13 protein-coding genes are annotated in these 14102 nt (G+C 59.1%); 5 read left to right on the top strand and 8 right to left on the bottom strand.

Annotated features, from left to right (window positions below; genetic code table 11):
* The first annotated feature begins 71 nt into the window (after positions 1–71).
* Complete coding sequence (locus V1572_RS08350; protein ID WP_069720322.1) at positions 72–1193, top strand: YbdK family carboxylate-amine ligase; 1122 nt, start codon at positions 72–74, stop codon at positions 1191–1193.
* Here V1572_RS08350 and V1572_RS08345 read toward each other — a convergent pair.
* From V1572_RS08345 to V1572_RS08335, 3 genes are all read right to left on the bottom strand, one after another.
* Positions 1144–4278: an efflux RND transporter permease subunit gene (locus tag V1572_RS08345; protein WP_395299859.1), complete on the bottom strand. Its 3135-nt coding sequence runs from the start codon at positions 4276–4278 to the stop codon at positions 1144–1146. The two genes, V1572_RS08350 and V1572_RS08345, sit on opposite strands and share 50 nt — an antisense overlap.
* Positions 4279–4287: 9 nt before the next feature.
* Positions 4288–5349 (bottom strand): efflux RND transporter periplasmic adaptor subunit, encoded by a 1062-nt coding sequence (locus tag V1572_RS08340; RefSeq protein ID WP_325841721.1) that lies wholly within the window; start codon positions 5347–5349, stop codon positions 4288–4290.
* A 122-nt stretch (positions 5350–5471) separates the two neighbouring features.
* Complete coding sequence (locus tag V1572_RS08335) at positions 5472–8180, bottom strand: cation-transporting P-type ATPase (protein ID WP_325841723.1); 2709 nt, start codon at positions 8178–8180, stop codon at positions 5472–5474.
* A gap of 479 nt (positions 8181–8659) precedes the next feature.
* On the opposite strand from V1572_RS08335, the gene V1572_RS08330 reads away from it, so the two are divergent.
* Complete coding sequence (locus V1572_RS08330; RefSeq protein WP_325841725.1) at positions 8660–8908, top strand: DUF1158 domain-containing protein; 249 nt, start codon at positions 8660–8662, stop codon at positions 8906–8908.
* Between the two features lie 54 nt (positions 8909–8962).
* Here V1572_RS08330 and V1572_RS08325 read toward each other — a convergent pair whose 3' ends face one another.
* Entirely contained in the window at positions 8963–9304 is a 342-nt protein-coding gene (locus V1572_RS08325; RefSeq protein WP_010428317.1) for a RamA family antibiotic efflux transcriptional regulator, read from the bottom strand.
* Positions 9305–9336: 32 nt separating this feature from the next.
* A complete protein-coding gene (locus V1572_RS08320; protein WP_395299858.1) occupies positions 9337–10440 on the bottom strand; it encodes an MBL fold metallo-hydrolase in 1104 nt (367 codons plus the stop codon).
* 190 nt (positions 10441–10630) lie between these two features.
* On the opposite strand from V1572_RS08320, the gene V1572_RS08315 reads away from it, so the two are divergent.
* From V1572_RS08315 to nfsB, 3 genes are all read left to right on the top strand, one after another.
* Entirely contained in the window at positions 10631–11221 is a 591-nt protein-coding gene (locus V1572_RS08315) for a TetR/AcrR family transcriptional regulator (RefSeq protein WP_048026898.1), read from the top strand.
* The gene (locus tag V1572_RS08310; RefSeq protein ID WP_371898815.1) at positions 11211–11579 is read left to right on the top strand and encodes an MmcQ/YjbR family DNA-binding protein; all 369 of its coding nucleotides are present in this window, start codon (positions 11211–11213) and stop codon (positions 11577–11579) included. The genes V1572_RS08315 and V1572_RS08310 overlap by 11 nt, the downstream gene beginning before the upstream one ends.
* A 120-nt stretch (positions 11580–11699) precedes the next feature.
* On the top strand, positions 11700–12353 hold the full coding sequence (nfsB, locus tag V1572_RS08305) for an oxygen-insensitive NAD(P)H nitroreductase (protein WP_024906901.1): 654 nt from the start codon (positions 11700–11702) through the stop codon (positions 12351–12353).
* 35 nt (positions 12354–12388) lie between these two features.
* Here the strand turns inward: nfsB and V1572_RS08300 are convergent, their stop codons facing one another.
* The 3 genes from V1572_RS08300 to V1572_RS08290 all read right to left on the bottom strand — a co-directional run bounded on the left by V1572_RS08300 (position 12389) and on the right by V1572_RS08290 (position 13995).
* Positions 12389–12676, bottom strand: coding sequence for a helix-turn-helix domain-containing protein (locus tag V1572_RS08300; RefSeq protein WP_045909670.1), 288 nt, complete (start codon positions 12674–12676; stop codon positions 12389–12391).
* On the bottom strand, positions 12657–12986 hold the full coding sequence (locus V1572_RS08295) for a type II toxin-antitoxin system RelE/ParE family toxin (protein ID WP_325841729.1): 330 nt from the start codon (positions 12984–12986) through the stop codon (positions 12657–12659). The genes V1572_RS08300 and V1572_RS08295 overlap by 20 nt, the downstream gene beginning before the upstream one ends.
* Positions 12987–13125: 139 nt before the next feature.
* A complete protein-coding gene (locus V1572_RS08290; protein WP_045909671.1) occupies positions 13126–13995 on the bottom strand; it encodes a helix-turn-helix transcriptional regulator in 870 nt (289 codons plus the stop codon).
* Positions 13996–14102 lie beyond the last annotated feature (107 nt).

The raw sequence follows: 14102 nt of genomic DNA, 5'->3' as shown, positions 1-14102 counted from the left end.
TTATACCACCCTGAGACGAGTGCGCCACACCCGTTGTCTATACTCAACATTCACAGACAACGGAGTGCGCCATGCCTTTACCCGATTTTAAATCCTCTGAACCGTTCACCCTTGGCATCGAGCTCGAACTGCAGGTGGTTAACCCGCCGGGGTACGATCTCAGCCAGGACTCCTCCGCGCTTATCGCCGCCGTCAAAGACGACATCAAAGGCGGTGAAGTCAAACACGACATCACCGAAAGCATGCTCGAAATCGCCACCGGCGTGTGTCAGACCATCGATCAGGCGGCGGCGCAGTTCTCAGTGATGCAGCAGAGTATCCTGCGCGCGGCGGCAGAGCAGCACATTCAGATCTGCGGCGGCGGGACGCATCCGTTCCAGAAATGGCAGCGCCAGGAGGTGTGCGACGACGAGCGCTATAACGTCACGCTGGAGCGCTTTGGCTATCTGATTTTGCAGGCGACGGTGTTCGGTCAGCACGTTCACGTCGGCTGCCGGACCGGGGATGACGCCATTTACCTCCTGCACGGCCTGTCGCGCTTTGTGCCGCACTTTATTGCCCTGGCGGCTGCCTCGCCGTACATGCAGGGCACCGACACAAAGTTCTCCTCGTCGCGGCTCAATATCTTCTCCGGGTTCCCGGATAACGGCCAGATGCCGTGGGTCAACAGCTGGCAGGAGTTTGAAGGGCTGTTCCGCCGCCTGAGTTCCACCAGCATGATCGACAGCATCAAAGATCTGCACTGGGATATTCGCCCCAGCCCGCATTTTGGCACAGTGGAGGTGCGGGTGATGGATACGCCGCTGACGCTCGGCCACGCGATTAACATCGCCGGGCTGATTCAGGCCACGTCACACTGGCTGCTGACCACGCGACCGTATAAGCATCAGGAACGGGATTTTCTGCTCTACCGTTTTAACCGTTTTCAGGCGTGTCGCTACGGGCTGGAGGGGATCCTGACGGATGTGCACACCGGCGAGCAACGAACCGTGGCGGAGGACATCGCCTGGCTGCTGGAGCAGGTGGCGCCGTCGGCCGATAAGCTCGGTGCCACAAGCGCAATCAATGAAATTGCCCTGCTGTTAAAGCAGGGCAAGAGCGAGGCGCAGCGCATGCGGGACTTTATCGCCGACGGCGGCTCGCTTATTTCTCTGGTGCAGAAGCACTGCGAGCTATGGGCGACGAGTCCGTAAGGCCGTGGCCCCACTCCCGCAGGCGCTGGAACAGCACGAACAGCGCGGGGATGAACAGAATCCCCACCACGGTCGCCACCAGCATGCCGCTGAAGACCGTGGTGCCGATGATGCGGCGGCTCTGGGCGCCTGCGCCGGTCGCCAGCATCATCGGCAAAACGCCGATAATGAACGACACGGCGGTCATCATCACCGCCCGGAAGCGGCGCGAGGCCCCTTCCCGCGCGGCATCGACAATCGCCATTCCGTCCATACGCCGCGCGCGGGCGAACTCGACGATAAGAATCGCGTTCTTGGCCGCTAACGCGATCAGCAATACCAGACCAATCTGCACGTACACGTCGTTGGCGTATCCCGCCAACCACAGCCAGACCAGCGCCCCGCCAATAGCAAACAGCACCGAGAGCATCACGCTTGCCGGGAGCGTCCAGCTCTCGTACTGGGCGACGAGGAACAGCCACGCCATCACCACCGCCGCCAGCACGATCCAGATCGCCTGATTACCTGTCTGCTGCTCCTGGTACGACATGCCGCTCCAGGCGTAGTCGTATCCGGCCGGCAGGCTTTCCGCGAGGATCTCGCCCATCGCCGCCATCGCGGTGCTGCTGCTCACCCCAGCCGCTGCCGAGCCGCTCACCGACACGGACGGGAACTGGTTGTACTGCTGCAGGAACGGCGCGCCGACGGTTGGCGTGATGGTGACGAGGTTGCTCAGGCGCACCCGCTCGCCGCTGTTGCTGCGCACGAACAGCTCGCTGATCTGCTCTGCGCGCTCGCGCCACTGCATCTCGTTCTGCATCACCACGTGGTAGATGCGGTTGTTGATGCTGAAATCCCCGGCGCGCGTGCCGCCAAAGGCGGTTTGCAGGCTGCTGAAGATGCGCGACACCGGCACGTCAAGACGGGCGGCGCGCTCGCGGTCAACGGTCAGCGTCAGCTGCGGCACATTGCTGCTCCAGGTGGTGAACACGCGGCTCAGCTGCGGATGCTGGTTGGCTTTCGCCAGCACCTCGCGGGTGACGCGCTCCAGCTCCGCCGGGCTCTGCCCCGCCTGAGCCTGGATGCGCAGGTCAAAGCCGGAGGCGTTGCCCAGCCCCGGCAGCGTCGGCGGCGCGAAGGTCATGATGGTCGCTTCCGGCAGGGCCAGCAGCTGGCGCTGCAGGGTGCCCATCACCTCCTCCAGCGGCGGACGCGCGCTCCAGTCCTTCAGCATGATGGAGATAAACCCGCCGTTGGAGGCGCTGGTGCCGTTGAGGATGTTAAATCCGGAGACCTGAATGACGTCCTCCACCGCCGGATTTTGGGCGATCAGCTCCCGCGCCGTGGTCATCACCGCTTCGGTGCGCTCCAGCGAAGCCGCTTCCGGCAGCTGAACACTGGCGAAGAAGTAGCCCTGGTCCTCCTGCGGCAGGAAGCCTTTTGGCATCGACGTAAAGCTGAACAGCACGACTGCCGCCGCGCCTGCGGTGGCCAGCAGCGCCAGCCACGGACGCAGGTTTAAGACATTCACGATGCGGGTGTAGAAACCGCGCGTGGCGTCCAGCCCGCGGTTGAAGGCGCGATAAACGGCCGCCGGTTTCTCCGGGCGCGGACGCAGCAGCATCGCGCACAGCGCGGGCGTCAGGGTCAGCGCCACCAGGCTTGACAGCGTCACGGCGGTGGAGAGCGTCACCGCGAACTGGCGGTACAGCTCGCCGACAATCCCCGGCAGCAGCGCCACCGGCACAAACACCGCCAGCAGCACCAGCGTGGTCGCGATGACCGGCCCGGCGATCTGGCGCAGCGCCAGCGCGGTCGCCGCCGTGCCGCTCTGCCCTTCCGCCATCAGCGTTTCAACGCTCTCCACCACCACGATGGCGTCATCCACCACCATGGTCAGCGCCAGAATAATGGCAAACAGGCTGAGGGTGTTGGCGGAGTAGCCGAGCGTATAGAGCACCGCGAAGGTGCCCACCAGCGACACCGGAATGGCGAGGGCGACAATCAGCGTCGCGCGCCAGCTCTGCAGGAACAGGGAAACGACCACCACCACCGCCAGCATCGTCAGCGCCAGCGAGACGCCGATCTCTTTAATGGTCGCGGCGACAAAAGAGGTGGTGTCGAATTTCACCTCATAAACCAGGTCGTCCGGGAAGCGCGTTGAGAGGCGTTCCAGCTCCGCGCGTACCGCATCGGCCACGCGCAGGGCGTTGGCGGACGGCGTCGGATAGATACCCAAATAGGCGGAGTCGTGCCCGTTCAGCTGCGCACCGGAGCTGTAGCTGCGCGAGCCGAGCTCGATGGTGGCGACGTCCTTCAGGCGCACCAGCTGGCCCATCTCCCCCGCGCGGATGATGATGTCGGCAAACTCTTCGGCCTGGCTTAAGCGCCCCAGCCCGTTGATGGTCAGGGTCTGCTGCTGGCCGTTAAACACCGGCGGCGTGCCCACCTGACCCGCCGCGCCCTGTACGTTCTGCTCGCGCAGCGCCTGCGCCACGTCATCGGTGGTGACGTTCAGGGCGTTCATGCGGTCCGGGCGCAGCCAGATGCGCATGCTGTAGTCGCGCGCGCCGAACATCTGCACCTGCCCTACGCCGGGCAGACGCGACAGCGCCTCGCGCACCTGGGTGCTGGCGTAATTGCTGACGAACAACGGCGTGTGGGTGTTATTCGGTGAGTAAAGACTTACCCCCATCATCAGGTTGGTGGCCCGCTTGCGCACCTGCACGCCGTTTTGCTGCGCCTCGGTCGGCAGCTGCGCCACGGCCTGCGCCACGCGGTTTTGCACGTCGATGGCCGCGAGTTCCGGATCGGTGCCCGCCGCAAAGGTAATGTTCAGGCTGTAAGTGCCTTCGTCCGAACTGGTGGACTCCATGTAAAGCATATGGTCCACGCCGTTCAGCTGCGTCTCCAGCGGCGTGGCGATGGCCTCCGCCACGTCAGCGGAGCTGGCACCCGGCCAGCTGGCAGAGACGTTCACCACCGGCGGCGTGATCTGCGGGTACTGCTCCACCGGGATAATCCTCAGCGCAATGGCCCCCAGCAGGGTGATGACCAGCGCAATCACCATCGCGAAACGCGGGCGTTTGATGAAAAACGTCAGCATGATGGCTCCTTAATTCAGTATCTGGACAGCAGCGCCGGGCTGCACGCGCTGCGCGCCGTCAGTAATCGCTCGCTCACCGGGCTTCACGCCAGAAGTGATCTGGAACTGCTGGCTAATCTGACCAGCCACGTTCAGCGGGCGCATTTCGGCGTTGCCGTCGGCATTAACGACCCAAGCAAAGTAGCCGTCGCCGTTCTGCTGGACCGCGGCGGCGGGCAGGGTCAGCACCGGCTGTTCACTTGCCGGACGCAAAAACACGTTCACATTGCCGCCGGGCAGCAGCTGATGGCGCGGATTGGCAAACTCGGCGCGCAGCATCACGCTGGCGGTACGCGGGTCAACGCGGTTATCCACTGACGTCAGCTCGCCGCTGATGCGCTGGCCGTTGCTGTCGATCAGCGCCTGCCAGGCACGCTTCATGGCGTTGATATCCGCATGCTGTCCGGCTTTGGCGGCAAACACCCCCTCTTCCAGCGCAAAGGCGATGCGGATCGGGTCAAGCTGCACCACCTCCACCAAAACGCCGCTCGCCGGGTTGACCAGGCTACCCACATGGAAGCTGCTGTGCCCCACGCGGCCGTCAATCGGCGAGGTGATACGGGTGTAGCTCAGGGTGACGTTGCGGGCTTCGAGCCGGGCCTTCGCCTGCTCGAGAGCGGCGCTGGCGACGTCGCGCTGCATGCGGGCGTTGTCCACGTCGTGACGGCTGATGGCGTTGCTGCTGCCGAGACTTTCAAAGCGGGAAAGCTGCTGCTGCGCCTGGCGCAGCGTGGCTTCGGCGCTTTTCACTTCGGCCTGCGCCAGGCGCAAGGCGGCGCGCGGCTCGGCGTCGTCCAGCTCAAACAGTACGTCGCCTTTTTTCACGTACTGCCCGTCGCGGAAGTGGATTTTGGCGATCGCGCCTTCCGTTCGCGCCCGTAGCTCAACGGTGTGAATGGCTTCGATGCGCCCCGGGATCTGGCGCTCGGCGGCGTGGGCGGTTTGCTCCACGGTGGCGACGCGAACGGGAATGGCAGCGAATGCGGGTTGCAGGGTACTGACAAGAAGTGCTAACAGGACCGGGAATTTCATGGGAGTACCTCAGCGTTGTTTCTCCCCTCACCCCGGCCCTCTCCCCAAAGGGGCGAGGGAGAAAACCGGGCGGTCCCCTCTCCCCTGTGGGGAGAGGGTTAGGGTGAGGGGTAAGGTTTTCGTTATGCAGCCTTACGGAACCTGCGGGTCAGTCGCTTCTCGATTTCGACGACGAAGAACATCACGCCTGCAACGGCCAGGGTCACAAACCAGTAGCGCAGCGGCAGGGCTTCGGTACCGAACAGCATCTGCATAAACGGCAGGTAGATAATCGCCGCCTGGAGCAGGAACAGCACGCCCGTCACCAGCCAGATCCCTTTGTTCGCCAGCAGACCGCGGTTGAGGGAGAACCCTTCGGTGTTGCGGCAGTTAATCATGTATACCCACTGGGCGCAGACCAGCATCTGCAGCAGCACGGTGCGGATGAACTCCGCGCTGTGGCCACGCGGGGCCAGCCAGGCTTCCAGCGCAAAGGCGGCGATGGCAATCATGGTGCCAACGAAGGCCACGCGCCAGACGGCGTAGGCGTCCATCACGTGCTGCCCGGTCTGACGCGGCGGACGGCGCATGATGTTGCGCTCGGCGGCCTCAAAGGCCAGGCCGAAGGAGAGCGTGGCGGAGGTGGCCATGTTCATCCACAGAATCAGCACCGGCGTCAGCGGAATGATGTTCCCCGCCAGCAGCGCAATCACAATCAGCAGCCCCTGCGCCAGGTTGGTCGGCATGATGAACAGGATGGTCTTCTTCAGGTTGTCGTAAACGCGACGCCCCTCTTTCACCGCGCTGGCGATGGTGGCGAAGTTATCGTCCGTCAGGACCATGTCCGCCGCCTCTTTGGTCACTTCCGTGCCCTTAATGCCCATCGCAATACCCACGTCCGCCTGACGCAGCGCCGGGGCATCGTTCACGCCGTCGCCGGTCATGCCGACGATTTCGCCTTTGTCCTGCAGCGCTTTCACCAGGCGCAGCTTATGCTCCGGGCTGGTACGGGCGAAGATGTCATACTTCACTGCCGCGTCCGCCAGGGCGGCATCGTCCATCTTCTCCAGCTCGTAGCCGGTAACCGCCTGCTCGCTGTTGCTGATCCCCAGCATCTGCCCGATGCTCATTGCCGTCTGCGGGTGATCGCCGGTGATCATCTTCACGCGGATCCCCGCCTGCTGGCAGGCGTTAATCGCGTCAATGGCTTCCGGGCGCGGCGGATCCATCATCCCGGCGATGCCGAGGAAGATCAGGCCGTGGCTCAGGTCATCGTGCGTCAGTTCCTGCTCGCCGTTCGCTGGTTTGAACGCCGCGGCGACCATGCGCAGCCCCTGACGCGCATAGCGCTCCATCTCACTTTCCCAGTACGTGCGGTTGAAGGCTTCTGCACCGTGACGGGTCTGCTGCTGCGCACAGAGGGCGAAAATGACGTCCGGCGCGCCGGTGATCAGGATCTGCTCCTCACCGCCAATCTGGTAGTGGGTGCTCATGTACTTGTACTGCGAGTCGAACGGGATCTTGTTAACCAGCGTAGTCATCACCGGCTCAAGGCTGGCTTTCGCCGCCAGCACCTTCAGCGCGCCCTCGGTTGGGCCGCCGGTGATGCCCCACAGCCCGCGATCGTCCTCAATCAGCTGGCTGTCGTTACACAGGTCGATGGTGCGCAAGTACTGCTCCAGCACGGTGCCCGGCTGGATCTGCACCGGCTCGTCGCTGCCTTCCAGGTAGATGTTACCCACCGGTTCGTAGCTGTTGCCGTCCACGCGGTAGCAGGCGTCGGCGGTGATGATGGCTTTAGCCGTCATCTCGTTCATGGTCAGGGTACCGGTTTTATCCGAGCAGACCACGGTCATCGCGCCGAGCGTTTCAACCGTCGGCAGCTTGCGGATAATCGCCCGCTTGCGCGCCATCGCCTGCACGCCCAGGGAGAGGATGATGGAGATAATGGCCGGCAGACCTTCCGGTACGGAGGCCACCGCCAGACTGATCAGGGAGAGCAGGAGCTCCCCCATCGGGATCTCCCGGAACGCCAGGCTGAAGACAAACAGCGCGGCCATCATCGCCAGAATAATCGCGAAGATCGCTTTACCCAGCTTGTCCATCTGCACCAGCAGCGGCGTACGGTGCTTTTCGATACCCGCCATCATCTGGTTGATGTGGCCGAGTTCCGTATCCTGACCGGTCGCGGTGACCACACCGATGCCGCCGCCCGCGCTGACGGTCGTCCCGGAGAAGACCATATTGGTGCGATCGCCCAGCGGTAATTCGCCGCTGAGCGGATTAACGTGTTTATCCACCACGGTGGATTCACCGGTCAGAATCGCCTCTTCCACACGTAAATTATGCGCTTCAATTAAACGCATATCCGCCGGAATACGATCCCCCGCGCGTAATACAATAATATCGCCCGGGACTATTTCAGTTGTGGGGATTGTTTCATGGTTGCCGTTACGAATAACGCGCGCCTCGCTGGCGAGCATATTACGAATACTCTTCAGGGATTTTTCCGCGTTGCTTTCCTGAATATGACCAATTAAGGCATTGATTACCGCCACGCCCAAAATAACCAGCGTATCAACCCAGTGGCCCATTACTGCCGTTAATACGGCGGCGGCCAGCAGGACATAAATCAGCACATCATTAAAATGGGCCAGGAAACGCAGCCAGGCGGGTTTGCCTTTTTTCTCCGGCAGCGCGTTCGGCCCTGTTTTTTGCAGACGCACCTGCGCTTCTGCACGGTCCAGACCGCTGGCCTGGCTCTGCGCGTGTGCAAGCACCTGCTCTACGGTCTGCTGGTATGCCAGCCCGCCGGAAGGCGGCACGTTCGGAATCACTTTTTTTTCAGTCATCGTATTTTTCCTTCAATTTCCGGTGAACAGAAGCCTGAATTCCTTTCGGGCTTAAATAAATTCATTTTAAAGTCTTGCGAGTAAAATTGATCTACCGCAATATAATGACTTCTCGGTTATTCAAAACTGATTAAAACTATTTCGATGACCTGATTTTTACAAAATATTTCTAAACCAAAACTAAACGAGGGGGAACCATGTGGGGTATTTATCGCGGGCGCAGACTGGTGTTATACGTTATCGCGGCCATTGTTATTGCCACGTTAATTGGTTATAGCACCTATACATTTGTAAAATTATTTTCCTGATGCGGACGTTTATTTACATAACGCGATATTAATATAAACGCCGGGTCTTATGTTGTTATTTGTGCGCAGTAATAATGTCTTTGTTTTATTCAAAAAGGTCAGCGGGGCTGATATTGCTTTACGTTACAAAATGCCGGACAATGACATTTTTAACTGACGATTAACATTACGATGAGACACCCGCTAGAATCGCTGCTCACCGCAGGCGGCATTTTATTACTGGCCCTGCTTTCGTGCCTGCTGCTCCCGGCGCCTTCGCTTGGGCTGGTGCTGGCGCAGAAGCTGGTTCAGACCTTTCACATGGTCGATCTTAACCAGCTCTATACCATTCTGTTCTGCGTGTGGTTTTTACTGCTCGGGGCGATTGAATTCTTCGTGCTGCGTTTCGTCTGGCGACGCTGGTTTTCACTCGCGTCCTGAGCCCATAAAAAAGCCGGGTGGCGGCTACGCCTTACCCGGCCTACACGCGACAGGTTAATGTGTCTGGCTATGGTTCTCTTTACGGTACGCACCCGGCGGCTGGTTGAACGTACGGGTGAAGATACGGGTAAACGTCTGCTGCGAGTCAAACCCGTAACGCAGACAGATGTCGTACACCCGGGCGTCGGATTCTCGCAGATCGCGCGCCGCCAGCAGCAGCTTACGTTCACGAATATAACGTCCCAGACTCTCCCCTTTGTACTGCATAAACAGCCGCTGCAGGTGCCATTTCGAGTAACCCGCGTGGCGGGCAATCTCTTCTATTCGTAATGGCTGGTGCAGATTGTCGTCGATCCATTCGACGATAGTGTCGATGACTTGAGCGGAAATGGTCATACTGCTGTCCCCCTCTGCTTCTCGCTTAAACATTATTCCCACCACGCACGAAAGGTTTGTGCGCTGTCGCTTACCCGGACGGGCTCGCCCAGTTCCGGCGTCAGCAACCGATAATTTTTATCCTTGCTGGCTTTTGCCAGCTGGATCAGCGGATCGTTCCAGGCGTGTTTCGCCAGCACGAAGCGTCCGTTATGTCCGGGCACCACGGCTTTCGCGTTGAGATCCGCCGAGGCCTGCGCCGTTTCCTCCGGCAGCATGTGGATGTACTTCCAGTCCTGGTCGTACTGGCCGTTTTCCATGATGGCGACGTCCACTTCGCCAAACTGTTCACCGATGGCCCTGAAGTGCGGGCCGTAACCGGAATCTCCGCTGTAGTAAACCTTCTGCTCTGGCGTAACGAACATGAAGCTGCCCCACAGGGTGCGATCGCGTTTGATGCCGCGACCGGAGAAGTGACGCGCTGGCAGAACGTGCACCGTCAATTCATCGTTGATGCGTACCGACTGGTTCCAGTCGCGCTCGTCAATAATCTCGGGCTTCATCCCCCAGTAACGCAGGTGGGACCCCACGCCCAGCGGCGTCACTACGCGCTTCACCTTCGGTAGTAGCGCCTTGATAGTGGCGTAATCCAGATGATCGTAGTGATCGTGCGAGATAATCAGCAGGTCGATCGCCGGCATGCGTTCAGCACGCCACGGATACTCCCCGACAAAGGCCTTATTGAGGAACGAGAACGGCGCGGCATAGTTGCCAAGAACCGGGTCAATCAGGATGCGTTTGCCTGCGAGCTGCAGATACCACGAAGAGTGACCAAGCCACACCAGGGTGTCCTGCTCCAGCGGCAGGCTCGCAAGATCGGTTTTCACCAGCGGCAACGGCTGGGCCGGGCGGGCGTTTTCAGTTTTTTTAGTCAGAAACTCCCACATCGCGACCAGCATATTTTTGTCACCGTTATATCCCGGCGTCGGCAGCGTATTGTGGAATTTCCCCTCGCGATACTGTGGGGAGGCCTCCACTTCGGTGAGCCGTTCACCCTGCGGCGGCTGGCCGAATCCGGCATTCAGAACAAACGGTAAACTCGCGGCTGAAGCAATAATCATGATTAACACCACGCAGATGAAGAGAGGTTTTTTCATATCCTGACCCGAAAACGCGCCCCATCCGATAGCGTGCGCAGGGTAAACTTGATTATGAGTGAGTAAGCACTCATTATAGATATGATGATAAAGTCGTCAAGACGTTTTCGATCTTTGACATTCCGCGTTGCAGCGTGTCAAAGCACGTGTTTCAATCAGGGTTTTTATAATTGACAGGAGGAAAAATTTAGTGGCACGTCCGAAGAGTGAAGATAAAAAACAGGCCTTACTGGACGCCGCAACGGCGGCGTTTGCACAGTCAGGTATTGCCGCCTCAACGGCGCTTATTGCCCGTAAGGCGGGCGTCGCCGAAGGTACCCTGTTCCGCTACTTTGCTACGAAAGACGATCTGCTGAATGCCCTCTATCTGCATCTGAAGCAGGATCTCTGCCAGACCATGCTGGCAAACCTCGATCGCACCATCACGCTGCCTAAAGAACATACCCGCAATATCTGGAACAGCTATGTGGACTGGGGTATTCGTAACCCCGTTGCACATGCGGCGATCCGCCAGATTGGCGTCAGTGAAAAGCTGAGCGTCGAAACGGAACAGGCGGTGAAAGAGATGTTTCCGGAGCTGCATGAACTCTGCCGCCGTTCGGTGCGTCAGGTGTTTATGTCTGATGAATTTAAAACGTTTGGCGATGCGCTTTTCTTATCGCTGGCCGAAAGTACGATGGAATTTGCTACCCGCGATCCGTCCCGCGCCGTTGAGTTTAAAGCGCTCGGCTTTGAGGTGATGTGGCGCGGGCTTGCCCAGGAAGAGAGCGATGGACAGTAAAACGTTGCAGGAGCACGCAAAACGCGTGGCGCTGGAACTGCCATTCACCGAACACTGCTGGCCGTTTGGGCCGGAGTTTGACGTGTTTAAAGTGGGTGGAAAAATTTTCATGATTATGGCCGTCGCACACGGGCGGCCGCACGTCAGCCTGAAGTCAGACCCGGAGAAATCGCTGTTAAACCAGCAGATCTACCGCGGGATAGAACCCGGCTACCATCTGAGTAAAAAGCACTGGATCTCCCTTTACGGTACGGACGACGTGACGCCGGAACTGGTTACCGATCTTATCAATGATTCCTGGCATCTGGTGGTGGATAAACTGCCGAAAAAAGACCAGAAGTGGATCCGGCCGGTCTGATTGTTCGTCTGAGACGAACAGATTAAACGCTCGAATTGCCCTTATCTTTTTCCCCGTCCCGCTGTAATCTGCTCATCTTTCGCGCCCGCACGCGGGCGAATTTCATCATCAGGAGTTGTTATGGATATCATTTCTGTTGCGCTGAAACGCCACTCCACCAAGGCGTTCGACGCAAGCAAAAAACTGACCGCTGAAGAAGCGGAAAAAATCAAAACCCTGCTGCAGTACAGCCCGTCCAGCACCAACTCCCAACCGTGGCACTTCATTGTGGCCAGCACCGAGGAAGGAAAAGCGCGCGTGGCGAAATCCGCGGCAGGCACCTATGTGTTCAATGAACGCAAAATGCTGGATGCCTCTCACGTGGTGGTGTTCTGCGCGAAAACCGCGATGGACGATGCCTGGCTGGAGCGCGTTGTCGATCAGGAAGAAGCCGACGGTCGCTTCAACACCCCGGAAGCGAAAGCGGCAAACCATAAGGGCCGCACCTATTTCGCCGACATGCACCGCGTGGATCTGAAAGATGACGACCAGTGGATGGCGAAGCAGGTTTACCTGAACGTCGGCAACTTCCTGCTGGGCGTGGGCGCTATGGGTCTGGACGCGGTACCGATCGAAGGTTTCGACGCCGCGATCCTCGACGAAGAGTTTGGCCTGAAAGAGAAAGGCTTCACCAGCCTGGTAGTGGTGCCGGTTGGGCATCACAGCGTGGAAGATTTCAACGCCACGCTGCCGAAATCTCGCCTGCCGCTGAGCACGATTGTGACCGAGTGCTAATCCCTCCTGGCACGCTGGGTTCCGGCGTGCCTGTTTCAATAAAGCGTAATCTGCGGGTGTTTAATCCCACACACCAGCGCATAACGCGTTAACGTATCAAGGCTTGCCCGGGTAATATTCGCTTCCATTCTGGATACCGTGGGTGCGCTGACGCCCATCCGTTCAGCCACCTGCGCGCGCGTCAGGCCAGCATGGTCTCGCCATTGCGCCAGCATCTCTCGCAGGCGTTCCTTGCGCTCTTCTGCATCAAAAGAAGCCTGCACTTCTGAATTGCTTAACAGTTCCGCTCTGAGTTCATCCCAGTCAATAATCTTTTTGCTCATCCAACATCTCCTGTTGTCGTTTCAATGCCAGACGGAGTTCAGCAGAGGGCGTTTTTTGCGTTTTCTTGATAAATACCCGCAGCAGAAAAATTGTCTTTTCCCGCTGATAAACGTAGATCCCACGAGTGTGGATCAGCCCGACGATTCTGATTTCAAACAAACCATAGGGTAAGGGTTTGCTGTCAGGTTCTCTCAGTACTGTCGGATTGGTGCGTAATTTATCAAGCTGTCGAATCAGCTTCGCCTGCACCCCAGCAGGCAGTGAGAGAATCTCTTCTCTTACCGCCTCATGAACGATAAGTCTGAACACGATATTTCATCCCTGTGAATATTAGCATATAAGGCAATTTGCATTAAAGGCTAATTTAGCTTTTCGTGTCCCACCTTACCCGTTTTTAACAGACAGAACCGGATCCGCTTTGATTACATGAAAGCCCCTCGCAAAAAACTTACTTTCCCTGCGCCGCCAGCCACTCCATCGCCCGCTCTCCCGCTTCATCCACCGGCAGATACACCAGCAGCCGCGATCCGTTTCGCGGCGCGGAATACCAGTACATCTGCTGCAGCGTAAAATCCCCCAGCTCGGGATGGGTAAACAGCTTGAGCTGGTTCTCCACGCCGCGCACGTCGTTGCGCTGGTGCCACAGGGTTTTGAACTCTTCGGACACCGCAAAGAAGCGCGCCAGTTTGGCCTCCCACAGCGGGTCACCCCGGTGTTCGGCCATCGCCGCCCGGAAATAGGAGACAAAAATGGGCAGGACGTCGTCGCGTCTGCCGAGGCGCGCGCGCCACGCCGGATGCGTGAGGAACAGATAAATACAGTTGCGATCTTCGGGAGGGATGTCATTGAAATCGACGCCCATCAGATGCCCGAAGCTGTCGTTCCACGCCACGATATCGAAGTTCGGTTTTTGAATGCTCGCGGGTTTCGGCATCAGCGTATCCAGCAGGCGTCGGGTGCCTTCGCTGATGCCTTCACAGCAGACCGCCTGTGGTGCTTCACCCGGCGGCAAACCCGCTAACACAAACAGGTGCCGGGCCTCGGTCGGGGTGCATTGCAGCGCTTTTGCCACGGCCGCCATCACCGCGCTGGACGGATTGACGTCCCTGCCCTGCTCAAGCCAGGTGTACCAGGTCACGCCCACGTCAGCGAGCATCGCCACCTCTTCCCGGCGCAGACCCGGCGTGCGGCGACGACCGCTGCGCGGCAAGCCGAGACGCTGCGGATCGAGGCTTTCACGCCGGGCGCGTAAAAATGCCCCGAGCTGTTTTCGGGTGTCATCCTGAAGTGAGACGACAGGTTCAGACATCAGCGCCATAAATCCCCCTGCATGGTAGTGCCAGTACCAGTATAAGCAAGAACTGGTACCCGTTTATCTGATGGTAGATGCTACGACCATCTGTTGAATGACGCAATGGAGTTACC

This window comes from Enterobacter quasiroggenkampii (assembly GCF_043972695.1).
Lineage (GTDB): Bacteria > Pseudomonadota > Gammaproteobacteria > Enterobacterales > Enterobacteriaceae > Enterobacter > Enterobacter quasiroggenkampii.
Note: the sequence above shows the minus strand (reverse complement) of the source record. Positions and strands in the feature narration are given on the sequence as shown.

What these genes read in the sequence shown, in the direction of transcription:
- V1572_RS08330 (WP_325841725.1), top strand. Translation starts at nt 8,660, where the DNA reads ATGAGACACCCGCTAGAATCGCTGCTCACCGCAGGCGGCATTTTATTA.
- V1572_RS08345 (WP_395299859.1), bottom strand. Translation starts at nt 4,278, where the DNA reads ATGCTGACGTTTTTCATCAAACGCCCGCGTTTCGCGATGGTGATTGCG.
- V1572_RS08320 (WP_395299858.1), bottom strand. Translation starts at nt 10,440, where the DNA reads ATGAAAAAACCTCTCTTCATCTGCGTGGTGTTAATCATGATTATTGCT.
- nfsB (WP_024906901.1), top strand. Translation starts at nt 11,700, where the DNA reads ATGGATATCATTTCTGTTGCGCTGAAACGCCACTCCACCAAGGCGTTC.
- V1572_RS08290 (WP_045909671.1), bottom strand. Translation starts at nt 13,995, where the DNA reads ATGGCGCTGATGTCTGAACCTGTCGTCTCACTTCAGGATGACACCCGA.
- V1572_RS08310 (WP_371898815.1), top strand. Translation starts at nt 11,211, where the DNA reads ATGGACAGTAAAACGTTGCAGGAGCACGCAAAACGCGTGGCGCTGGAA.
- V1572_RS08325 (WP_010428317.1), bottom strand. Translation starts at nt 9,304, where the DNA reads ATGACCATTTCCGCTCAAGTCATCGACACTATCGTCGAATGGATCGAC.
- V1572_RS08300 (WP_045909670.1), bottom strand. Translation starts at nt 12,676, where the DNA reads ATGAGCAAAAAGATTATTGACTGGGATGAACTCAGAGCGGAACTGTTA.
- V1572_RS08350 (WP_069720322.1), top strand. Translation starts at nt 72, where the DNA reads ATGCCTTTACCCGATTTTAAATCCTCTGAACCGTTCACCCTTGGCATC.
- V1572_RS08335 (WP_325841723.1), bottom strand. Translation starts at nt 8,180, where the DNA reads ATGACTGAAAAAAAAGTGATTCCGAACGTGCCGCCTTCCGGCGGGCTG.
- V1572_RS08340 (WP_325841721.1), bottom strand. Translation starts at nt 5,349, where the DNA reads ATGAAATTCCCGGTCCTGTTAGCACTTCTTGTCAGTACCCTGCAACCC.